Below are 22,727 nucleotides of genomic sequence, written 5' to 3'. Positions count from 1 at the left end.
TCAGCAACAGCTACACGACGACCCGGGGCCGCCACGCCTTCTGTCATCAGGGATATTGTCACACTCCGACACGCTCTTATTGCAATCGCTCTTTAGCGGACAATCGCCACATGCATCGTCAGATTTATCTCCACCCAAACGTGAAGACCGCATGAAGCGTCGTATACAGAACACCACCGCACAGACAACAATTATCCCCACCCAGATCCACTGGAGCAGATAATCATGAAAAGTCCAACCAACGTTCACTTCAGATATTGTTTAATTCGTGATTCAAATTCTTCCTCAAAATTAGGAGTAAAAACATTATTATGCAAATTCCTGACGATTTCTTCAACATGCCAGAATCGACCGGCGCTAATCTCCCCGGGATCAGGAGTCAACTCAACATCGTCATCAACGTAGACATAATAAGGGTTAATCAATTCACATTCACGTGACGACCTGAACACATAAGGCGCAAGACTTACGGGAGTAAATCCGCTCAAGCCAAGCTCTTCCCGCGCCTCACGCATCAAGGCATCCTCTACGCTTTCCCCAAAATCGACATGACCGCCTACCGCAGTGTCCCACTTACCGGGCTGTATGTCCTTTGACATGGAGCGCTGCTGCAGATACAGCCATCCCCCTTTCTTCATGACATGAAGATGCACCACAGGATGCATCAGCATAGACCCGCTGTGACATTCACTGCGCGTGGCCTTACCGACCACCTCGCCATCACTGTTGACAAGCGGAAAGATTTCCTCTTTATTCATTGCTTATATTTTTTCTTTACAAACGATGCAACACGGGCAGGCGTAAGGTCAGCCCCACACTCGGTAAAGTCAACACGGAAATCACACCCTTCCTTAAATCGACTGCATCCGTAAGCCGACCTGCCTTTCAAAAGAAAGCCTTTGCCACATACAGGACAGACTATCTCCTCAAGGCTCTTGATTCTTGGCGATGACTGACGCTTCTTGACTGAAGCCGCCGACTCCTTCTTTTTCTTTTCCGGGACTGCCTCTTCGACATTAATACGCCTTGCCGAATTATCGTTAAGCACATTAATCACAATTTCGTTTATCAGAGCCTTTAGCTCAGAGATAAAATCGGAGGCCGAAAACTCACCACGCTCGATACGGCGCAATTTGTTTTCCCAAAGACCGGTAAGCTTGGCGCTTTTCAACAATTCTTCATTTATCGTCGCTATCAGGTCAATGCCGGCTTGCGACGCCTTTATGTTTTTACGTTCGCGGAATATGTAGCGGCGTTTGAACAGCGTCTCTATGATAGCCGCACGCGTTGACGGACGCCCTATGCCGTTTTCTTTCATCGCCTCGCGCAGCTCCTCATCCTCTACTGTCTTTCCCGCCGACTCCATCGCGCGCAGCAGCGTACCCTCGGTATAAAACTTCGGAGGCTGTGTCTGCTTTTTCAAAAGCGACGGTTCATGAGGACCGCTCTCTCCCACGGTAAACGGGGGTAAAATCTTGTCTTCACTCTGATTGTCATCGTCCTGCTGATTACCGTAAACGACACGCCAGCCCGGCTCTACTATCACCTTTCCGGTAGCCTTGAACCCGACTTTTTCCACCTCGCCAAGCACTGTCGTCGACATGAATGTACAGTCAGGGTAAAAAGCGGAAATGAACCTTAACGCAATCAAGTGATAAAGCTTCCTTTCATCACCGACAAGCCTGTCGGGAGCCTCACCGGTAGGGATAATGGCGTGGTGGTCGGTAACCTTTGAATTATCAAATACCTTCTTAGACTTAGGTATCTTTCCGGCAAGCACCTTGGCGGTCAGCGAAGCGTAAGGCTTCATCTGCCCGAGTATCACCGGTATCTTTTTATATATGTCCTCGCTGAGATAGGTAGTATCTACACGCGGATAAGTGGTCACCTTCTTTTCATAAAGCGACTGAATGTAGCGCAATGTGTCATCGGCTGTCCAACCCCACTTTTTATTACATTCCACCTGAAGCGACGTAAGGTCAAACAAGCGTGGAGGCGCCTCTTTGCCCTTCTTTTCAGTCACATCGGTTACTGTAAACGGCTTTCCCGTTATGGCTTCAAGAGCCGCCTGTGCCTCCTGTTCGGTCTTGAACTTACCGGAAGTCACATTAAATGTGACATCACGATACAGGGTCTTCAGCTCCCAGTAATCCTCAGGTTTGAAATTCTCGATTTCCAGCTGACGCTGCACGATAAGGGCAAGCGTAGGAGTCTGCACACGCCCTATTGACAAGACATTACCCGGAGATGAATATTTCAACGAATACAGGCGCGTGGCATTCATACCGAGAATCCAGTCGCCTATGGCACGTGAAAGTCCGGCATGATAGAGCCGGTCATACATAGCCTCGGGCTTCAGGTCACGGAAACCCTCCCTTATAGACTCATCGGTCAGCGAGCTTATCCACAATCGCCTGACCGGGCATTTTATCTCGGCTTTCTGCATGACCCAGCGCTGGATAAGCTCTCCTTCCTGCCCGGCATCACCGCAGTTTATTACCTCATCGGCTTCAGAAATAAGCTTTTTAATGACGTTAAACTGCTTTTCTATGCCGCGGTCGGCAATCAGTTTTATGCCAAATCGCTGCGGTATCATCGGCAATGCCCCGAGTGACCATCGTTTCCACAGGTCAGTATAATCGGCAGGCTCCTTGAGTGTACATAAATGACCGAAAGTCCATGTAACCTTGTAATCACCGCCCTCATAGAAGCCGTCCTGCCGCCTGTCGGCACCCAAAATCGCAGCAATATCCTTAGCTACGCTCGGTTTCTCTGTAATGCAAAGTTTCAAGACAGGCGCCGGTTTTAATGTTTAGTCAATGAACAACGGTCAACCCCCTTTTCTGTCGAGATAACCATTGTAGCGCCATCCAGCACCGGAGTGCGCGGAAAATCAATCTCTACCGGGATGACACCGTCATCCTCCCACTGAAACCAACGGTCAAAATCCACGCCGTCTATATCATTAGCCTTATAGCTCTTCCCTTTATACTCGACAGTTATACCGTGGAGTTTCTGTGATGTGTGAGGCACGCCGACAAATTTGCCATACACACGCGTCAAAGCCTGTCGGTAGCTTATGCTGTCAACCGTCAAAGTAAGATGCTTTGCCGCCGAAAGACGATAGTTACGCTCAGTGCGCGCCTGCGCGGCAAAAACAGCAATCACAAGAAATGCAATCGAGATTACAAATATCCACGCCCGCATGTTACTATTTTTAAAAATCATGACTGTGTCCCCCTCTCTATTTGTTTAGCCTCATTCCAAAGTTCATCCATCTCTTCAAGAGTCATCTCTTTCAACGATCGCCCTTGCTCCTTGGACTTCGCCTCCACATAATTAAACCGGGAGATAAACTTACGATTGGTCTTTTCAAGCGCATTTTCAGGATTTATATGATACAGGCGGGCTGCATTGATAAGACTGAAGAAAAGGTCGCCAAACTCCTCCTCCATCCGGTCGTGGTCGAGCGACTCAACCTCTTTGTCCAATTCCGAGAGTTCTTCCTTTACCTTTTCCCACACCTGCTCACGCTCTTCCCAATCAAATCCTACATTTGAAGCCTTTTCCTGAATCCTGTCGGCTTTTATCATCGCGGGGAGCGAGACAGGCACTCCGCTTAACACAGTCTTGTTGCCATCTTTCTCCTTTAGCTTAATCTGCTCCCAATTGAGCTCGACATCATGGGCATTGCTGACGCTGACATCGCCAAACACATGAGGGTGACGGAATATAAGCTTGTCATTAAGACGTCCCGCGACATCGGCGATGTCAAAATCACCTTTTTCCTCTCCGATTTTAGAATAAAACAGTATATGCAGTAACACGTCGCCAAGCTCTTTGGCGATATTGGGGCTATCGTTATTTATCAGTGCCTCACATAATTCATATACCTCCTCGATGGTATTAGGACGCAGAGATTCATTGGTCTGCTTACGGTCCCACGGACACTCTACACGCAAGATGTCAAGGGTATCGATCACCTTGCCGAGAGCTTCTAATTTTTCTTGACGGGAATGTTTCATAACATCATTTTATCTAATGCAAAGATACTCCAAATTCAGAGAAAACCGAACTTGGAAAGCGTATTTTTGTAATATTAGAGAATAAACGACTAACTTTGTCTTTGTAAACAAGAGCATTTACCATAATGAAGAAAGCTTTATTTTTTGATATCGACGGAACCCTTGTAAGCTTCAAGACCCATGAGATACCGGCATCGGCAGTCGAGGCACTGCGAAAGGCTCATGACAACGGCAACAAGATTTTCATCTCGACCGGACGACCTTATATAATAATCAACAACCTGAAGCCGCTTCAGGAGAGCGACATCATCGACGGATATATCACGATGAACGGAGCCTACTGCTTCATTGGCGACAATATCCTATATAAGAGCGCGATACCGCAAGAAGAGGTAAAACGCCTTGCCGCCATATGCGAAGAGAAAGGATATGCGTGCATATTCGTAACCGAAACGGAAATGAAAGTCGTGCAACCGACCGAAGAAGTTCACAAGATATTCAACGAGTTTCTTCATGTCGAACACATCCCCCACTCCGACTTTAAAGACGTAATCGACAAAGAGATATACCAGATGACCGTGTTCATCACCGAAGAGATTGAGCGGGAAGTGGCGGCACAAATGCCGGGAAGCGAGTTTAACCGGTGGTATCCGACTTTCGTCGACATCACGGCAAAAGGCAACACGAAAGCCCATGGAATCGAAATCATAATGGACAGCATCGGAATGCCCCATGAGGCATCTGTCGCTTTTGGCGATGGAGGCAATGACGTGCCGATGCTTGAAAAAGCCGCAATCGGCGTTGCGATGGGAAATGCCACCGACGAAGTAAAATCCCACGCCCGGATGGTCACTGACACAGTCGACAATGACGGCATCGCCAAGGCTCTCGCAAAGCTGAACCTGATATAGGACCCCGTTCCCCAATATTTGTTAACGGGGTCTTAAATCGGTCACGCAATCTCAACCGACGGCACTGACATTCTGCATGATTTGCAACTAAATAGTCGCAAAAATATATAAATGGCTCAGCAATGAGGCTTATATCGGAATTTTTTCGTATCTTTGCAGATATTATATATTCAATTATCAATTTGATGGAAACCAACAAGGTTCTTTACATTTCCCAGGAAATCACCCCCTATCTACCCGATAGCCCGATGGCTGAACTTAGCCAAAAACTGCCACAGGGCATTCAGGAAAAAGGCAATGAAGTGCGCACTTTTATGCCAAAATATGGCTGTATCAAAGAGCGCCGCAACCAGCTCCATGAAGTAATACGCCTCTCAGGCTTAAACATCGTGATTGATGACTCTGACCACCCTCTGATAATAAAGGTAGCCACATTGCAACCGGCGAGGATGCAAGTCTACTTCATTGACAATGAAGACTATTTTCTACGAGGACAGACAGCAAAGGATCTTGAGACTCGCCTGTCGCCTGAAGACAATGACGAACGCATAATGTTTTATGTGCGCGGTGTAGCCGAAACAGTGAAAAAACTTCGCTGGGACCCCACATTGGTACATTGCTCCGGATGGGTGTCGGCACTTGCCCCGATTTATCTGAAGAAGATATATGTGGAAGACCCGGCATTCCAGAACGCCAAGGTGGTATATTCGTTGTTTGACGACAAATTTGAAGGCACCCTCGACGAGAGAATGATGGAAAAGCTGAAGCTTGAAGGATTCAGCGACAAAGACCTTGCCTCTATAGCCGGCAATCCTGTAGACTGGAAAGCGCTTAACAAGCTTGCCATAGACTATTCCGACGGAATAATACAGGCGTCGCCTGAGATCGACCCCGAATTGAAGGAATATATTGAAAAATCAGGCAAGAAATTTCTTCCTTATCCGGGAGAAGAAGGCTACGTCGACAAGTATGCCGAGTTCTATGCTCAATTATAAAAACATTCACTTACTGCATATTCAATAATGAGACTATACAGATTGATTCCTGCCGCGCTCATTGGCGCGACCCTTTTCTCTTGTGAGGAAAACGGCACAATAGGATCATCAGTCATCCAAGACAAGGTAGAAGTCCTTATCGACTCCTCCTTTACAGTGACAGGCTCTTCTGTGCTGAATCCGGTAATCCAGGCAAGAACCGACAACCAGCTGCTTGGAGTCATCGACGCCAAGGGATTCGGCAAACTGTCAAGCGACTTCATTTCACAAATGATGCCGGCAAACGCCATCGATACCACCGGCGTGACGGTCAACGACATCGACTCTCTGAAAATGTTCCTTTACATGCAGAAAAGCGCGATGATCGGCGACTCGTTAGTGCCTATGGGTCTTGACGTATATCGCGTGACAAAAGACCTGCCCTCCCCCATATACAGCAACTTCGACCCTGACACATATTATACAAAAGGCGAGAAGCTTGCCTCTACGGTTTACTCAGCGTCAGTGCTTGGCCTGTCTGACAGCCGCAGAGACACAATCGGTCTGCCCGACACCATACGTATAGTCGAGATAGACCTTCCGGTTGAGCTTGCACGTGAATTTTACACCAAATACAAGCAAGACCCGTCACTGTTCAGCGACCCGGAGCGTTTTGCAAAATGGTTTCCCGGACTATATATAAAGAACAGTTTCGGCTCCGGACGTCTCATGCGATTCTACGCCTCATTGGTGTCAATGTACTATCGCAAAACAGTGACCCTCGAGACAAAGGACACAGTCTTCAACCTGTCCAATCCGTTTCTTGCTGTCACCCCTGAGGTGATAAACAACAACAACATGCACCTTCAGGTGAGCGACGAGCTGCAGACCCTCGCCGCGACAGCCCCCGTCGTCGCGGCTCCTATCGGCTATGACACAGAAATCACTATCCCGATAAAAGACATCATAAAAAAATATCACTCAAACACCAACAGCTACAGTGTCGTCAACTCGATGACACTTGAGATACCCGCATCGGTCATCACCAATGACTACGGCATCAATCCTCCCGCCAATCTGCTTCTCGTAAAGAAAGATGAAAAAGATGATTTCTTTGCCGACCAACAGCTGTATAATAACCGCACGTCTTTCTACGCGACCTACAATTCAACGACAAACTCTTATGTATTCAACTACATGAGACAGTATTTCCTTGACATGTATGAAAAGGAAACCATAGAAGACAGCGACGGCGAGTTTGTGCTTACGGCAGTCACCCCCGTTACGGAAGTATCGCAGTCAGGCTATACACAGGAGACGGTAATCATGGCGATTGTCCCCTACGTGAACACCCCCGCAATGGCAAAACTGGATCTTGAAAAAGCAAAAATCAAGCTCACTTTTAGCCGACAGACGATGTAGTATTCACAAAATATTTTGTATCTTTGCACTCGCAAATCAGCCACAATAGCTCAGTCGGTAGAGCATTTCATTCGTAACGAAAAGGTCAGGGGTTCGAGCCCCCTTTGTGGCTCAAATAGAACAAGTTGAAAATCAGTTGATTAAGTCGATTGATTTTCAACTTATGTTTTATAATATCGAGAAAACCGTTGCCAGATTGAAGATTTTTGCCCAAATTTGCGACAAAATCCGTGCGTAATCCATGCACATCAAAATTTAACATTTATTATGGCAAAACTATCATTCTGCATAATACCTTCTCGGGCGAACGCTGACGGGTCGCTAACCGGTTCAACAACCTCTTTTTAGAATTGCTAAAAGACTAACCCCAATGGAACTGAAAGAAAACAATCCCACCCCCATCCAACGCCTCCGGGAGTTTGTCAAATGGGCGCAGGGTCAGGGACTCTGCAAGAGTGAATACGACTTCGAGCGGATATGCAGCCTCTCGCCGAAATACATATCCAACAATATGCACACCGGCAAGGGTAATATCGGCACTGAAATGCTCGGACGCATCATCAAGGCGTTCCCACAGCTCAACCTCGCGTGGATATGCACCGGCGAGGGAGCGATGACATTGCAGGGAGGCGGCGACCTCAACGCCGACTACAAGCAGGCATACGAGGGAGCGATGATGCAGGTGGAGGCACTGAATAGGATTATCAAACAACTAAACTCTAAATAAAACAACAGCCATTCGGATTTCTCCAGAGGGCGGTCGCTTCATTAGTTCTTGCCGATTACCGATTTGGTAAGCTCGGCACAGGCGGTCAGCACATACTGCGCCCATACAATCTTGTCACGGTTCTTTTCGGTGCGGATGCTTTTGAGGTCGAGAATCGCCGTGGTTATATCGTCGGCGAGGGAGGCAGGTATGTTGTTCATTGCTCCACCTCCTTTATAGTGTCAAAAAAAAACTCATAGCACTACATAAGGTCGCACTGGATTTTTGCCATGCGGTCGGTGTCTTTGTCGTGTACAGCCACGGCGATGTTGCCAACAGCCTCAAGTATCGTTTTCTTGATGGTTGCCAAGTCCCATATTTCGTTCATGCGCTCGGCGAAGATTGAGAAGTCATACACGGTCTTTTTCATTGTGTCCCTCCTTTCCGTCGTTTGGTTTTGCTCTTGTCCAAGTCATCGGCTATGATTGTAACAGCCGCGATGAACGCTACGATTGCGTACAGGACACCCCATATCCATCCGCAAACTTTTACCAGGGCGACTTTAGAACCGATATAGACTGCGAGTACAAGCATCACCCAGAATATGTTTATAGCATAGATGTATTTGGGTTTCATCTCACCACTCCTTTCTCCGCAAGGGCGACTTCGAGGGCGGCAACACGGTCGGCGAGCAGAGCAATGAATTGGTCTCGGTTGATTAAGGGAAAGGGGAAGCGGCTTTCCCATTCCTTGAAGGTTTTGCTGTTTTTAGCGAGCTCTCGCTTCTCTTTTAAGATAAGCCTAAGAGCTAACACCGTTCCATTGTCAGGTAACGCAGAGGAACACTTGCGAGCTATTCGACTTATTAGAATTTCCCTGTCGTTCGCCCATTGCTCACGGAACAGATAGGGGTAGGTTTCTTTCATTGATAGACAAATTTATGAAAGATTATAGGCAATAGAAAAGCGGCATTGCCTTTCCCGCTGTCTATCACCTACGAGGGCTGGATTTCCATTACAGATTTCCACGGGGGTACAATGCCGTATATCTTCCATCAGGGTATAAAAATACCGCAACGGTCAAATTTGCGGTTCAACTCCGCACCTCGTATGTGATAGACGGTGCAAAGTTAAACACACTTTTTGAATTATGCAGATTTTTCCGCTTTAACAAATATTAGCATTACAAGAAAATGACTACCTAAGCCACCTGCTCTATAAGTGGCAACACTCCGCGATTTTTCAGCTCATTATACAGAAAGATACGCCCTTTCTGAGTCCAGCGTGAGTATGTATAACTCCGTCCACTGTGCGAGTTCTTCATTGGCTCGGTCGCAGACTGAACATAGCCGTTAGAAATATATTCGCTGTAAAGCACCCACTGACGACCAACCTTGCGTTGTATGCCAAGCGTATTGAGCAATTTGTTAAACGCTTTTGCGCTCATGCCGTAGTCCTGCGCAATTTGAGTAACAGTAATCGTTGAGGGGCTTTGCAGGATTATATTGTAGTATGTTGCCTTTGGTGACATTTCACTTATAGCCTTAGCATGCTCTGTGTTGACAGCTTCAAGATGACGGATTCGCTCGTTGCGGCGTTCGAGTGTCTTTTGAGCGATAACCAACGCTCTTGCCATTATTTCGTCTGCCGTATCATCGTCATTGGCTACTATATAGCCCCCATGCTTACGGATGCTCGGGAGGACTTCGGATGTTACCCAACGCTTGAAAGCCTTTGCACTTTCCAATTTGCTCCCAAATATAAGGGAATAGAGTCCGCTCTCATTCACGAATAACGCTGACTGTGTTCTGCCGAGGCTGTCTATGATGTCACATTTCGCTACATCATCTTCGCTGACATGTTTTGCAACAGCGTCACGCCCGTTGGCATATCCGAGAGCCTTGCATGCGTCTGAGGCACAAAACAACGGTTCATTGTTGTCGTTTATCACTGTTCGGATTTCACCGAAGTGGGGATTATTGAAAATTTGAATATCTGCCATATATCTTGTTTATCGTTGTCATCAAAAAAAATCGAGCACCCCTAATGAAACTTGTTGTGGCAGTCAGCTCCAAAAGGGATGCTCGTATGTCGTTCTCAACATTCGACTGCCACGAAGAATGTTTGATGCCGCAAAGGTAGTCTATTTTCCAATATAATCCAAACTAAGGTCTGTTTATTTTCTATTTTATGTTTTACAGCATGTTTCTCAGAAGCAGACAGAATCAGACAAAACGAGAAGAAATGAGAAAGAATCTCGAATAAAATTACTAAATTTGAGCGTTGTAATAGAACTAATATAATCATTTAGAAGGATTACCATGTCAAAGATTAGCAACGAAACCATATTAAAGGCGAATAGAAAAACAAAACATAGCATTAATGGCAGAACTGCTATTGGTGTTAGCGGTTCGTGTGTTTCGGAGTCAATGACAATAGCTACTACATATAGAGGCAAATGCTATTCTGTTCAAGTCACAGTTGACGCGCTTCGCCTGTCGTTTGGAAAGGCAGTAAAATCTTCACGCGCTTATGGGAAGGGAGTATAATCTGATATATTCAAAATTAGTAGAACGAGAAGATGATGTTGTTGGAACAATTGCCTACTCGATATATAAAACGGACAAGATAGCGTTTATTGATGACTACAAGAACAATCATGGAGGGCAAGAGCCTACAGAGGATGATTTTAAGCGATTCCATGAAATGATTTGCACGGACGGGCATATCAACCGCTACCAAATGCAAGCCTTAAACGTCCTCAACTCTTTTCTCAATGACACTTTAAGCGAAACCGCCGCTCAGATTGACGATGATTGCAAAAACAGGCATGGTCAAATGCTGAGAGGTATAGTGGAGGGAATTGCTACTGACATCGTGAACAAGCAAGTTCCAAAAATCATGCAGGAGCAGTTAAAACCAATAAAGCCAAATGGTTTTTGGTATGGGGTGGGACAAAGTGTGCTCGGAGCGTTTATATTCATGCTTCTTGCCTGTGGCCTGATTTTTATGGCAACTCTATCCCAAAAGGAATATACATTCACAATTGGAGGCTCCGGCAGTGCGACAATAAACGAAAAAGCCCACCCAGACACTTTGCAAATAACACCGCAGATAAACAATCATAATCAATAACAACATGAAAAAGTTTTTACTCGCGCTGGTGCTTGTCCTGCCGATGGTAGCATTTGGGCAAAATTTATATACAAGCACCACTCAATCATCGTTATCAAATGCTGAAATTTTCAAAAAGGTCAGACTTTGGGGTTTAGAAAACATTTCAAACTATAAAGAAAAGTGTATGATTGATTGTCCTGAATCGGGCATAATATCATTCAGGATTGATTCAATCGGCGCTCATGGCATTATGGCACAATACGGAGCGTTAAATATTGGATTCGGAGCGACAATAATTGTCGAACTACAAGGTGACGCGATTAAAATCTCTGCCCCATCAAAAGTGAATACCGTACAGTTTGTAGTGGGAAATCCCGATGTATCTTATGCAGGGTCTAAAACAATCGAGACTATTTCCACATATCTCAAAACTATAGAAAGACTAAATAGCAAATACAACGACAATAATCCAAATTTAATCTTCACAATGGATGGCAATTTCCGCAATGTCATTACCAACCTTGATATGGGAGTCGATATGTCTAAATCGAAATACAGCAACGAGGAAAAAGCCAAGATTGAAGTTGGCGATTTTTTGAAAGATATTATTGTAAAAAATGACTTGTGGATTAAAAGCGTGATAAAAAATATTGAAGATGCGCTTAAATAGCACTTTTCACTTTCCTGTAAAATAGCTATCTTTGCATAGTTAATTAACCCATAGGGCATATCGCCTAAAGCCAAAAGAGCTTATTTCAGACTTCGGTCTGCGATAGGCTCTTTAAATTTTTAGGAATATGCCGGAACTCGGTTCGCTGTGGTATTCGGTCGGATTGAAAGATTTCACCGATGCCGACATCAAGAAGATAAACGACAAACTGAAAAACTTAGGCTCGGATTTGCTTATCAATCCGAAGCTCGCAAAGTCTGTCACAGAGATACTGCCGAAAGGGATTAAGCTGGAGCTTGAACCCCAACTGAAAGCCGTGTCAAACGAAGCTCTCGCAAAAGCCGTCGAAGACAAGGTGATGAAAGTGGAGATTGCTCAGCTGTTCACCAATCTGCGCAAGGCTCTTAAAGATGCGACAAAGGATATTACGCTTGAGGTATGCGAATATAGAAATCACATTGCTAAATTTACGGTTTTGGATGGCGCAAAAAAGGGAGAAGACCCGTTAGGAATCTCCTCCCTGATTATATTACCACTTATTATTATCAAAAGGGAAGGTCGTCGCTGGGATCAGCCGACAAGTCGGGAGCAGCGGGTGCAGGAGGGAACGGAGCAGCTCCGGGGAAATCCTGGGGAGCAGCCGAGGGAACGCCTTGAGGCTGTCCGGCAGGCTCTACCTTCCATCCGCTTATTGAAGTAAACCAGCGACCGTTATATTCGCGGCTGTTGATGTCAAAGCTTAGACGTATCTCATCGCCTACGTTAAGCGGGTACTGGTCGGCTTTCTGTCCGAAGAGATCAAAGTGAACTTTGCGGGGATATGATTCATGAGTCTCAAGCACATATTCGCGCTTTTTCCACTCATTTCCAGCCTTGGATGTACCTGACTGTTCGGGCAGGGCAAGTATGATTCTTCCTTCTATTTCCATTATACTAATCTAATTTATATTATTTTATTCAAAGATAGACAATCATTAAAGGATAGCCAAATTTTACTCCAAGAATTTTTCTACACTATCGATTTTATCATGCTTGTCATGTTTAGGACTTATGTCTCGTTTAGCCGACTTCTTTCCCGAGGGTTTATGTTTTACAAGATAATTGTATAGGGTCTTAACCTTAGGCTCGTTTCCAAGCAGATGTTTTGTCCTGAAAAAGCACACACCGCTCACTCCATCCCGCGACAGAGCCTTCTTCATCTGCGAGATAACCACGTCGGCCGACCATCCGCCATCAATCATTTTATAAGGGGCAAGGCCCACGACCACATGTTTTCCATGAGCCGAGCTGACCCATGTGTCCATATGGTCGGAGAAACCAAATTTTTCATCCCAATACATCTGGGGGATTATCATCTCATGATGTCCCGACTCTATCCATTGCACAGGGTCCTGCTGATATGTGTCATAAGCCGTGGCATTGCCATAATTCTTCACATTCCGGTATGTGCCTATCGGCGCCGACCCTACCACCATGCCGGGACGGATCTCCTTTACCATGTCATACAGTTCGGCGACAAATGCATTGATGTTGTCGCGGCGCCAGTCATTTTTGCCCAGCTTCCTTGGATTATGCTTCTTGAACGAATTACCGTCAGGAAAGGCAGCTCCGGGATAACGCGTATAGTCAAGGTTTATTCCGTCGAAATCATATTTCTCAACCAGTTCCCGGTACAAGCCCAAGAGGTATTCACGTGTCGCGGGCAGCCCGGGGTCAAGATAGTAGGAGCCTTCAAAGCGTACACACAGCCCTGACTTTGAGCGCACAGGATGCTTGACCTTATTAGAGGCATACTTCGATGAATTAGCCGCACCTCCGAGGCGAAACGGCACAACCCAGGCATGACATTCCATGTCACGCTTGTGGCACTCGTCAATGACATAACGGCACACATCGTAGCTGAGTGACGCCGACCCGTCGCCTGTCAGCGACGCCATAGCGGGCTGAAAGGCAGAGTCCCAAGCCACGTCACCGTTTGCCTGTACCTGAAACAAAATCAAGTTGAAATGAGCCTTCTGCAGGCGGTCAAGCATCTCGGACAGGAGCCTTTTCTGACTCTTTTCATCATACACGTTACCGGGCCAGTCAAGTCCACTGTTGGTCGTCAGCCACACACCCCTTATCTCGCGTGCCGATATGCCGCATATCGAGAGCAGCAATAACAACACGACCGACAAATATTTTTTCATATAACTGTATTAAGCAATCTATTGTCTGTAAAACAAAAAATGAGTAATTTCGGAAAAATATTACAATAATAAAATTTATGAAAATCGGAAACGACTGGTGGACATCCCCTACTGAAAGTGAGTCAGGAGCCCTTGTCATGGTCACAGGACGACGAGGCATAGAGAGCGCGCGCGAAAGCGGAAAATATAACATCCGCGTGGAAATCACATGGAAATATCCCGGCAATGACGCAGGAATGCCCGACGAACCAACCTCTATGGTAATGGAGGCTGTTCAGGACGCCATGACAGCGACATTTGACAAAGACCCCGTTGCCATACTTACCGGAATCTACACCGGCGACAATGAGCGAAACTGGATTTTCTACACTACCTCGGTCCATATTTTCGAGAAGAAAATCAATCAGGCGCTTGCCCCATTTGACCTTCTTCCGATAACCATATATACCGAAAATGATCCCGACTGGCTCGAATATGAAGAAATGCGTGAGGCGTCAGAGATAACACCGTCCGACGACTGACCCCAATCCTTGAAAAAAAATCATCAATGCGGTGCAGGCAATTGTGTCAATTAAACACATAAGCCTGCACCGCATTGTTTACCGGTCGGGTCCGTATTGGTTTATACGTAGCCGCGTATGATACCTCTCTTGGCGTTGCGGACAAAAAGGATTATCTCGTCGCGCTCCTTTGTTGCAGGCAATTCCGCCTCGATACGTTCAACCGCCTCGCTGACATTAAGCCCTGACAGATACAGGTAACGGTATATTTCCTGAATGTCACGAATCTGTTCGTTGGTAAAGTTACGACGACGCAAACCGATTGAATTGACTCCGGCGTAAGCGATAGGGTCGCGAGCGGCTTTTACATAGGGGGGAATATCCTTGTTCACGAGCGCCCCACCCTGCACCATGACATGAGGTCCGATGTGACAGAACTGATGAACAAGCGTACCGCCGCCGATGACAGCGAAATTGTCAACCACTACCTCACCGGCAAGCTGGGTTGCATTGGACATTATCACATTGTCACCAACCACACAGTCGTGAGCCACGTGGCAATAAGCCATAATCAAGCAGTTGCTTCCGACTACGGTCTTACCCTTTGCCGCTGTACCGCGGTTGATGGTCACACACTCGCGTATGGTAGTATTGTCACCAACGATTGCAAGGGTCTCCTCGCCACGGAACTTCAGGTCCTGAGGAATGGCACCAATTACAGCACCGGGAAATATAACGCAGTTTTTTCCGATGCGCGCACCCTCCATAATGGTGACATTGCTTCCGATGCGGGTACCTTCGCCAATCTCTACGTTCTGGTCAATCGTTACAAATGGGTCAATGACCACATTAGAGGCGATCTTAGCCGCCGGATGAACATATGCTAAAGGTTGTTTCATATATATCTTCTATATCTTGGTCGATTTACTTATTCTTTACTATCTGAGCCATAAACTCACACTCGGTGACAATCTTCTCTCCTACAAAAGCGTATCCCTTCATTATGGCACATCCACGACGCAAAGGAGTCATGAATGACACATGAAACACGAGAGTGTCGCCCGGAACGACCTTATTTCTGAATTTAACATTGTCAATCTTCATGAAATAAGTAGAATACTTCTCGGGATCATCAACTGTGCTCAACACAAGCAGACCGCCGGTCTGAGCCATAGCCTCTACCTGAAGCACACCGGGCATAACCGGCTCCTGAGGGAAATGTCCCTGGAAAAACGGTTCATTTCCGGTGACATTCTTCAATCCGACAATATAGTTTTCACCCTTGTCGATTACCTTGTCGACAAGCAAGAATGGATAGCGGTGAGGCAGCAGTTCGCGTATGCGGTTTACATCCATCAGGGGCTCTACCGAAGGATTATATACGGGAGCCTGGATTTCCTGATGCTTGATTTCCTTGCGTATCTTCTTTGCGAAAGTGGTATTGATTGAATGTCCGGGGCGGGTAGCGATTACCTTACCCTTCAACGGACGACCGATAAGCGCTATATCACCAAGCACATCAAGCAGTTTATGGCGTGCAGGCTCGTTTTCAGCAAATAGCGGGAAGTCGTTGATATAACCAAATTCGGTCACATTCTTATGAGGCACACCCATGAGATCGGCAAGGCGGTCAAGCTCCGTCTGCTCCATCGGGCTATCATATATTACAATAGCGTTGTCAAGGTCACCGCCCTTTATAAGATTGCCTTTTACAAGAGGCTCCACCTCGCGGACAAAAACAAATGTGCGGCTTGCACCTATCTCGCGGGAGAAATCATTAAGATGGTCGAGCGAGGCAAACTGGTTGGAAAGCACAGGCGAGTCAAACGCCACCATAGTGTCGATGCTGAATTCATCGTCGGGCAGCACTACAATAGAAGACCCGGTCGTATCGTCACGCACCTCGATTTTCTGCTTCACCACATAAAAATCCTTCTCAGCCGACTGCTCTTCAAGACCGACTTCAAGAATCTTCTCGCAATACTCCTTTGCGCTGCCGTCAAGTATAGGGAGCTCGGGTGCGTTCAACTTGATAAGACAGTTGTCAATACCAAAAGCATAAAGCGCCGCGAGAGCATGCTCAATAGTGCTGATCTTAATATCGCCCTTGCTGATTACCGTTCCACGGGTGGTGGCGGTGACATATTCGGCAAGCGCATCGATTACCGGTTCTCCTTCGAGATCAATTCGCTGAAACTTATAGCCATGATTATCAGGAGCAGGACAAAACTCTGCATCTATCTGCAATCCGGTATGCAATCCTTTTCCATGAACTTTGAAGGACTCCTTGAGTGTTTGTTGTTTCATAACTATTGTATGATGATTTTATTACTTATTATTGTCTAATTCACTTTTTATGCGGCGCACCTCATCATATAGCTTGCCGAGGTTCTTTATGTTGACTGTCTGACGCGCAAAGTCTCTGCTGTCAACCGCAGGATACCCCATGATACGGCTTCCCGACGCAACATCTTTGTTAAGACCCGACTGTGCCCCGATCTGGACATTATCCCCGACATGTATATGACCAGCAAAGCCGGTCTGACCGCCCACCATGCAGTTGGCGCCGATCTTTGTCGAGCCGGCAACGCCAGCCTGTGATGCCATAACAGTGTTTTCGCCTATTTCACAATTATGGGCGACCTGAATAAGATTGTCAAGCTTTACGCCCTTTTTAATACGCGTACATCCCATCGTGGCACGGTCGACAGTAGTGTTGGCACCGATTTCGACATCATCTTCCACAACAACTATACCAATCTGAGGAATCTTATTGTATGAGCCATTGACCGGAGCAAAGCCGAAACCGTCGGCACCTATCACCACGCCGGAATGCAATATGCAATTGGAGCCGACCTTACATCCGTGATAAATTTTCACACCGGGATACAATATGGTATTGTCACCGATTGTGACTCCGGCACCGACGTAACACTGCGGATAAATCTTTACATTCTTTCCGATCGTGACGCCAGTGGCAACATAAGAGAACGCACCCACATAAACATCGTCGGCAACAGCCACTCCGTCAGCGACATGACATGGCTGCTCAAGACCGGAAGGATGGGGCGCCATCATTTTGCTCACCATATCAAGCAACTGAGCCACAGTCGCATATGGGTCATCCACCCTGATTAAAGTAGCCTTAACAGGGCGTTCAAGTTCAAGATCGCGCCTCACAAGCACGACAGAACTCTCTGTATCATAAAGATAATGAGTATATTTAGGATTGGCAAGAAATGAAATCGCGCCGGGATGTCCTTCTTCAATTTTGGCAAAATCGCTAACCTTGGCATCGCCATTTCCTTCTACGGTGCCGTTTACGAGAGCTGCTATTTGGGTTGCTGAAAACTCCATTGCGTTTATATGATTAAGGTCGTTTTTACATTACAATATGCAAAGTTGCGTAAAATTTTTCAAAACACAGCGATAAAGAGCCGGAAAATGTAAATCGAGGCGGCAATATTTATCATATTTTCCAGCTTATTGGCAGATTTGATGCCAAAATTTAAGTATATTTGCACAATAATAATATAGAAATCACATGGAGTGTTTAACCCGATATTTCAATTTGTCAGATAAGCAGAAAGAACAATTCAGATTGCTTGGCGAGCTATATCCTGAATGGAACGAGAAAATCAATGTCATTTCAAGAAAAGACATCGACAACCTGTACGTGAACCATATACTTCATTCACTCGCCATAGCCAAATTCTTCACACCGGTACCGGGCACCACGTTTCTTGACATGGGTACCGGCGGCGGCTTTCCCGGAATACCACTTGCAATAATGTGGGGCGACTGTAAATTTCACCTCATTGACCGCATAGGCAAGAAACTGCGTGTCGCCGAAGACATCGCAAACAAAACAGGGCTTGACAATGTTACATTTCAACATGGCGACATAGGAGAATGCCGTGACAAATATGACTTTGTCGTAAGCCGTGCGGTGATGCGCCTTGACGAGCTGGTGCCTCTTATAAAGAAAAATATAAGTAAGGAGTCCAAAAACGCCTATCCCAACGGACTCATATGCCTTAAAGGAGGAAATCTCGACAGCGAGTCGGCTAAAGTGCGCAACCCGATTATCGAAGAAGATGTAAGCAAATATTTCAGCGAGCCATTCTTCGAGACGAAAAAACTTGTTTATGTCCAAATCTGACAATACGAAGCAATATGTTGAAGATTAAACAATTCACATTCAATATGTTCGGAATAAACACCTATCTGGTGTGGAATCCGGCTACCGGAGAGGCTGCGGTGATAGACCCCGGCATGATAAACGACAGGGAGCAGGCAGCCATTGACAGATTCATATCTGACAACGGGCTTGTCGTAAGGAATCTCATAAACACTCACATGCACGTCGACCACATTTTCGGCGACCTGTATATAAAGGAAAAATATGGCGTTGACATAGCAGCCTCCCCTGCCGACAGCTTTCTGGGAGAACGCGCGGCGATGCAATGCCGCATGTTCGGACTACCCGACGACATGGCGTCGGTAAAAATCGACCGCGAGCTTAAAGACGGCGACAAGATTGACATCGGAGGCGAAACGGTCGACATCCTGTCGGTGCCCGGTCACTCACCCGGAAGCCTTGTGCTGTATTTCCCTGAGTCAAAATGGGCAATAACAGGCGATGTACTTTTCCGGCGCAGCATAGGAAGGACCGATCTTGTAGCAGGCAACCACAGCCAGCTTATCGACGGCATAACAACCAAACTGTTTGCCCTTCCCGACGATACAACTGTATATCCCGGACATGGCGACCCGACCACAATCGGAGAGGAAAAACGTGAAAATCCTTTTCTTTGATAAAAGAATGTACAAAAATTAAGAAATTCTCTAATTTTTGCACGATTTTGTTGCAGATTTAAAAGAAATGACTTACTTTTGTAGCGTCAAACAACAAAAACGATTACTAATGACTCGATTTTACGCATATTACTTTTCTTACTTTTATTTCGCAGGAAATTAAAAGCGGGTAAGCATGTGTAATTGTTGAATCAAAACATAAGTTGAACAAAACATCAAAGTCCCGCTCCTTATTACAAGGTCGGGACTTTGACTATTATATAAACAGGCTATGACAATTAAACGCGTGACAATACAAGGTGTGGCAGGATGCTATCACGACGCAGCGGCAAGACTGTATTTCGGCAACGAGGAGATTGAGACAGTACCGTGTGACTCGTTTCCCGACATGTTTGAACTTCTCGCCGATGACGCATCGATGATCGGCATTCTCGCCATAGAAAACACCATTGCCGGTTCTCTTCTGCAAAACCACGAACTTCTAAGAAAAAGTCACATGCAGATTGTCGGCGAGTTCAAAATGCGCATATCTCATACACTTGCCGCCCTGCCGGGGCAGAGTATCGACCAGCTTACGGAGGTCAACTCCCACCCTATGGCACTGCGCCAGTGCGAGCAATTTCTTCACCGTCACCCCAATCTGAAAATGATTGAAAAATTTGACACGGCGGGGAGCGCAAAGGAAATAGCCGAACAGAATCTCATGGGACACGCAGCCGTTTGTGGTGAATACGCGGCAAACCTGTATGGCTTGAACATACTCTGTCGTGAAATCGAGACAAACAAGCGCAACTTCACTCGATTTCTCATCATAGCCGACCCGCTTATGGCGTCAGAAATGATGCCTCCGGAAAGCGAAATCGACAAAGCCTCTATCGTGTTTACCCTTCCCCACAGCAAAGGCGCGCTGTCCAAGATATTGACCATATTGTCATTTTACGACATCAACCTGTCCAAGATACAGTCAATGCCCATTGTCGGCAGAGAGTGGGAATACAGGTTTTATGTAGACTTGACATTTGACAGTTTTGCCCGATACCGACAGTCGATAGACGCTGTGCGCCCACTGCTTAACGACTTGAGAATATTAGGAGAATATAAAGCTTGCAAAAATGAAATATAACGAACTCTCTATAACCCCCGCCGACCGCGTGCTGGAGGTCAAGGAATATTACTTTTCAAGACGACTGCGCGAGATTGCGGAGCTTAACGCCAAGGGTGCCGACATCATATCTCTCGGCATTGGTGGACCCGACCGTCCGCCCCATCATGACGTAATCTCGACCCTCGCGGAAGAAGCCTCACAGCCCGGCAACCACAGCTACCAGCCTTATGTAGGCCTTCCCGCTCTTAGAAAAGCCATGGCCGACTGGTATAAAAAATGGTATGACGTCACTCTCGACCCGGATACGGAAATCCAGCCTTTGATAGGTTCAAAGGAAGGTATACTTCATGTGTCGCTTACATTCCTCAATCCGGGCGACGGAGTGCTTGTGCCCAATCCGGGCTACCCCACTTATTCATCAGTAAGCCGGCTCGCCCAGGCGGAGATTTTCAATTACGACCTCACTGAGGAAAATGGCTGGATGCCCGATTTTGAAGCAATTGAAAGACTCCCGCTCGACAGGATAAAACTCATGTGGATAAACTATCCGCACATGCCTACCGGAACCCCCGCAACAATGCAACTCTTTGAGCGCATCATTGAATTTGGCAAAAAACACAATATAGTCATCGCCCACGACAACCCTTACAGCTTTATACTTAACGACAAGCCATTGAGCCTGCTCAAGGTTGACGGAGCAAAGGATATAGCCATCGAGATGAACTCAATGAGCAAGTCCCACAATATGGCAGGATGGCGTGTAGGAATGCTCGCCTCCAATCCCACATTCATAAACTGGATACTTAAAGTAAAATCCAATATTGACTCCGGACAATTCAAGCCGCTAATGCTTGCCGCTGCAAAAGGATTTGCCTTAGGCAAGGAATGGTATGACGAAGTAAACGCCGTGTATGCATCACGCCGCAAGGTGGCGGAAGAAATCATGACCGCGCTCGGATGCCGGTTTGACCCTGCCCAGAGCGGACTGTTCCTGTGGGGCAGAATACCTGAAAGCTACGGCTCAAGCGAAGAGCTTGCCGACAAGGTGCTGTATGATGCATCGGTGTTCATCACCCCCGGATTTATATTCGGCAGCAACGGCGACAGATACATCCGCATATCGCTATGCGCGACAGAAGAAAAAATGAGGCTCGCCCTCGACCGTATAAACAAAATGAATAAAAACAAATAAACATCACAATATATTATGACCGACTTACAACCACTTTTGCAAGGATCGCTCAACGACTTGCATCCAATCATCATAGCCGGACCTTGCAGCGCAGAAACTGAAGAACAAGTGCTTGCCACAGCAAAAGACCTTGCTAAAAACGGCATTAAAATATTCCGTGCCGGAATATGGAAACCACGCACCAAACCAGGCGGATTTGAGGGCGTAGGCGCAGAAGGACTGCAATGGCTCCGTCGCGTCAAAGAAGAGACCGGAATGCTTACCTCGACCGAGGTCGCCACGCGACAGCACGTGGAAGCGGCTCTTGAGGCAGGAGTAGACATATTGTGGATAGGCGCACGCACTTCGGCAAACCCGTTTGCGATGCAGGAAATAGCCGATGCTCTTCATGACGCAAAAGCTGACGTCCCCGTGCTTGTAAAGAATCCTGTGAACCCCGACCTGGAACTATGGATCGGAGCCCTCCAGCGTCTCTACAACGCAGGCATCCACAAACTGGGAGCGATACACCGCGGATTCAGCTCTTATGGAAAACATCTGTACCGCAACCTGCCTCAATGGCACATACCCATCGAGTTGCGCCGCCGCTTTCCAAATCTTCCACTGATTTCCGACCCCAGCCACATAGGTGGGAAACGCGAGCTCGTGGCTCCGCTGTCGCAGCAGGCTCTTGACATGGGCTTTGACGGACTTATCATAGAAAGCCACTGTGAACCCGACTGCGCGTGGAGCGACAAAGCACAGCAGGTGACACCCGATGTGCTCAACTTCATCCTTAACACCCTTGTACTGCGTGACTCTTCAGTAACGACTGAAAGCCTTACGCTTCTGCGTCAACAGATTGACGAACTTGACAACGAACTGCTCGAAGTGCTTAACAAGCGAATGAGAGTATCTCGCGAAATCGGACAATACAAGAAAGAACACCGTATGCCGGTATTGCAGATAGGACGACACGACGAAATAATGCAATCACGCGCAAAGCTTGCTGAAGAGATGGGCATGAGCGGCGAGTTCATGCGCAACGTTCTCGCAGCTATCCACGAAGAGTCGGTAAGACAGCAGATTGAGGTTTTTAACGACCGTACCCACTAAACGA

At 46.7% G+C, this 22,727-nt stretch carries 26 protein-coding genes and 1 tRNA gene; 13 read left to right on the top strand and 14 right to left on the bottom strand.

Annotation, left to right across the window (positions count from 1 at the left end):
- Window positions 1–245: 245 nt before the first annotated feature.
- The 4 genes from E4T81_RS11085 to mazG are packed head-to-tail and all read right to left on the bottom strand — an operon-like array spanning window position 246 to window position 4,025.
- Window positions 246–758 (bottom strand): NUDIX domain-containing protein, encoded by a 513-nt coding sequence (locus tag E4T81_RS11085; protein WP_135044518.1) that lies wholly within the window; start codon window positions 756–758, stop codon window positions 246–248.
- Window positions 755–2,791: a DNA topoisomerase 3 gene (locus E4T81_RS11080; RefSeq protein WP_135044516.1), complete on the bottom strand. Its 2,037-nt coding sequence runs from the start codon at window positions 2,789–2,791 to the stop codon at window positions 755–757. The genes E4T81_RS11085 and E4T81_RS11080 overlap by 4 nt, the downstream gene beginning before the upstream one ends.
- Before the next feature lie 14 nt (window positions 2,792–2,805).
- A complete protein-coding gene (locus E4T81_RS11075) occupies window positions 2,806–3,228 on the bottom strand; it encodes a hypothetical protein (RefSeq protein ID WP_135044514.1) in 423 nt (140 codons plus the stop codon).
- A complete protein-coding gene (gene mazG / locus E4T81_RS11070) occupies window positions 3,225–4,025 on the bottom strand; it encodes a nucleoside triphosphate pyrophosphohydrolase (RefSeq protein ID WP_135044512.1) in 801 nt (266 codons plus the stop codon). Before mazG ends, E4T81_RS11075 begins: the two co-directional genes overlap by 4 nt.
- Before the next feature lie 125 nt (window positions 4,026–4,150).
- On the opposite strand from mazG, the gene E4T81_RS11065 reads away from it, so the two are divergent.
- From E4T81_RS11065 to E4T81_RS11045, 5 genes are all read left to right on the top strand, one after another.
- Entirely contained in the window at window positions 4,151–4,936 is a 786-nt protein-coding gene (locus E4T81_RS11065) for a Cof-type HAD-IIB family hydrolase (RefSeq protein ID WP_135044510.1), read from the top strand.
- A 182-nt stretch (window positions 4,937–5,118) separates the two neighbouring features.
- The gene (locus tag E4T81_RS11060; protein WP_371683047.1) at window positions 5,119–5,931 is read left to right on the top strand and encodes a glycogen/starch synthase; all 813 of its coding nucleotides are present in this window, start codon (window positions 5,119–5,121) and stop codon (window positions 5,929–5,931) included.
- A 27-nt stretch (window positions 5,932–5,958) separates the two neighbouring features.
- On the top strand, window positions 5,959–7,332 hold the full coding sequence (locus E4T81_RS11055) for a DUF4270 family protein (protein WP_135044506.1): 1,374 nt from the start codon (window positions 5,959–5,961) through the stop codon (window positions 7,330–7,332).
- 39 nt (window positions 7,333–7,371) lie between these two features.
- Window positions 7,372–7,444 (top strand) — tRNA-Thr (locus E4T81_RS11050).
- 258 nt (window positions 7,445–7,702) lie between these two features.
- Complete coding sequence (locus E4T81_RS11045) at window positions 7,703–8,059, top strand: hypothetical protein (protein ID WP_135044504.1); 357 nt, start codon at window positions 7,703–7,705, stop codon at window positions 8,057–8,059.
- Between the two features lie 41 nt (window positions 8,060–8,100).
- On the opposite strand, the gene E4T81_RS15640 is transcribed toward E4T81_RS11045, so the two are convergent.
- The 5 genes from E4T81_RS15640 to E4T81_RS11030 form a co-directional block, all read right to left on the bottom strand.
- Window positions 8,101–8,259, bottom strand: coding sequence for a hypothetical protein (locus E4T81_RS15640; protein WP_167761856.1), 159 nt, complete (start codon window positions 8,257–8,259; stop codon window positions 8,101–8,103).
- A gap of 41 nt (window positions 8,260–8,300) precedes the next feature.
- Entirely contained in the window at window positions 8,301–8,468 is a 168-nt protein-coding gene (locus E4T81_RS15635) for a hypothetical protein (protein ID WP_167761854.1), read from the bottom strand.
- The gene (locus E4T81_RS11040) at window positions 8,465–8,674 is read right to left on the bottom strand and encodes a hypothetical protein (RefSeq protein WP_135044502.1); all 210 of its coding nucleotides are present in this window, start codon (window positions 8,672–8,674) and stop codon (window positions 8,465–8,467) included. Before E4T81_RS11040 ends, E4T81_RS15635 begins: the two co-directional genes overlap by 4 nt.
- Window positions 8,671–8,964: a hypothetical protein gene (locus E4T81_RS11035; protein ID WP_135044500.1), complete on the bottom strand. Its 294-nt coding sequence runs from the start codon at window positions 8,962–8,964 to the stop codon at window positions 8,671–8,673. Before E4T81_RS11035 ends, E4T81_RS11040 begins: the two co-directional genes overlap by 4 nt.
- Before the next feature lie 274 nt (window positions 8,965–9,238).
- Entirely contained in the window at window positions 9,239–10,039 is an 801-nt protein-coding gene (locus tag E4T81_RS11030; protein ID WP_135044498.1) for a phage antirepressor, read from the bottom strand.
- Window positions 10,040–10,569: 530 nt separating this feature from the next.
- Here E4T81_RS11030 and E4T81_RS11025 point away from each other — a divergent pair.
- Together E4T81_RS11025 and E4T81_RS11020 are read left to right on the top strand one after the other, a co-directional pair.
- Window positions 10,570–11,172, top strand: a complete 603-nt coding sequence (locus E4T81_RS11025) for a hypothetical protein (protein WP_135044496.1) — start codon at window positions 10,570–10,572, stop codon at window positions 11,170–11,172.
- A 4-nt stretch (window positions 11,173–11,176) separates the two neighbouring features.
- The gene (locus E4T81_RS11020) at window positions 11,177–11,824 is read left to right on the top strand and encodes a hypothetical protein (RefSeq protein ID WP_135044494.1); all 648 of its coding nucleotides are present in this window, start codon (window positions 11,177–11,179) and stop codon (window positions 11,822–11,824) included.
- 545 nt (window positions 11,825–12,369) lie between these two features.
- Here E4T81_RS11020 and E4T81_RS11015 read toward each other — a convergent pair.
- Both E4T81_RS11015 and E4T81_RS11010 read right to left on the bottom strand, forming a co-directional pair.
- Entirely contained in the window at window positions 12,370–12,753 is a 384-nt protein-coding gene (locus E4T81_RS11015) for a DUF3127 domain-containing protein (protein WP_135044492.1), read from the bottom strand.
- 63 nt (window positions 12,754–12,816) lie between these two features.
- Complete coding sequence (locus E4T81_RS11010; RefSeq protein ID WP_135044490.1) at window positions 12,817–14,013, bottom strand: glycoside hydrolase family 10 protein; 1,197 nt, start codon at window positions 14,011–14,013, stop codon at window positions 12,817–12,819.
- 77 nt (window positions 14,014–14,090) lie between these two features.
- Between E4T81_RS11010 and E4T81_RS11005 the strand changes: the two genes are divergently transcribed.
- Window positions 14,091–14,534: a DUF695 domain-containing protein gene (locus E4T81_RS11005; RefSeq protein ID WP_135044488.1), complete on the top strand. Its 444-nt coding sequence runs from the start codon at window positions 14,091–14,093 to the stop codon at window positions 14,532–14,534.
- A gap of 101 nt (window positions 14,535–14,635) precedes the next feature.
- On the opposite strand, the gene lpxA is transcribed toward E4T81_RS11005, so the two are convergent.
- The 3 genes from lpxA to lpxD are packed head-to-tail and all read right to left on the bottom strand — an operon-like array spanning window position 14,636 to window position 17,870.
- Window positions 14,636–15,412 (bottom strand): acyl-ACP--UDP-N-acetylglucosamine O-acyltransferase, encoded by a 777-nt coding sequence (gene lpxA / locus E4T81_RS11000; protein ID WP_135044486.1) that lies wholly within the window; start codon window positions 15,410–15,412, stop codon window positions 14,636–14,638.
- Between the two features lie 25 nt (window positions 15,413–15,437).
- Complete coding sequence (locus E4T81_RS10995; protein WP_135044484.1) at window positions 15,438–16,820, bottom strand: bifunctional UDP-3-O-[3-hydroxymyristoyl] N-acetylglucosamine deacetylase/3-hydroxyacyl-ACP dehydratase; 1,383 nt, start codon at window positions 16,818–16,820, stop codon at window positions 15,438–15,440.
- Between the two features lie 21 nt (window positions 16,821–16,841).
- On the bottom strand, window positions 16,842–17,870 hold the full coding sequence (lpxD, locus tag E4T81_RS10990) for a UDP-3-O-(3-hydroxymyristoyl)glucosamine N-acyltransferase (protein WP_135044482.1): 1,029 nt from the start codon (window positions 17,868–17,870) through the stop codon (window positions 16,842–16,844).
- Window positions 17,871–18,057: 187 nt separating this feature from the next.
- On the opposite strand from lpxD, the gene rsmG reads away from it, so the two are divergent.
- The 5 genes from rsmG to E4T81_RS10965 all read left to right on the top strand — a co-directional run bounded on the left by rsmG (window position 18,058) and on the right by E4T81_RS10965 (window position 22,723).
- The gene (rsmG, locus tag E4T81_RS10985; RefSeq protein WP_135044480.1) at window positions 18,058–18,675 is read left to right on the top strand and encodes a 16S rRNA (guanine(527)-N(7))-methyltransferase RsmG; all 618 of its coding nucleotides are present in this window, start codon (window positions 18,058–18,060) and stop codon (window positions 18,673–18,675) included.
- Window positions 18,676–18,689: 14 nt separating this feature from the next.
- Window positions 18,690–19,331 (top strand): MBL fold metallo-hydrolase, encoded by a 642-nt coding sequence (locus E4T81_RS10980; RefSeq protein WP_245207064.1) that lies wholly within the window; start codon window positions 18,690–18,692, stop codon window positions 19,329–19,331.
- Between the two features lie 271 nt (window positions 19,332–19,602).
- Window positions 19,603–20,454, top strand: a complete 852-nt coding sequence (locus E4T81_RS10975; protein ID WP_209308186.1) for a prephenate dehydratase — start codon at window positions 19,603–19,605, stop codon at window positions 20,452–20,454.
- Window positions 20,444–21,628, top strand: coding sequence for an aminotransferase class I/II-fold pyridoxal phosphate-dependent enzyme (locus tag E4T81_RS10970; RefSeq protein WP_135044478.1), 1,185 nt, complete (start codon window positions 20,444–20,446; stop codon window positions 21,626–21,628). Before E4T81_RS10975 ends, E4T81_RS10970 begins: the two co-directional genes overlap by 11 nt.
- Before the next feature lie 15 nt (window positions 21,629–21,643).
- A complete protein-coding gene (locus E4T81_RS10965; RefSeq protein ID WP_135044476.1) occupies window positions 21,644–22,723 on the top strand; it encodes a bifunctional 3-deoxy-7-phosphoheptulonate synthase/chorismate mutase type II in 1,080 nt (359 codons plus the stop codon).
- Window positions 22,724–22,727 lie beyond the last annotated feature (4 nt).

This window comes from Barnesiella sp. WM24 (genome assembly GCF_004570975.1).
Classification (GTDB): domain Bacteria; phylum Bacteroidota; class Bacteroidia; order Bacteroidales; family Muribaculaceae; genus Muribaculum.
The sequence above is the reverse complement of the archived record's forward strand: the minus strand, read 5'-3'. Positions and strand labels throughout refer to the sequence as shown.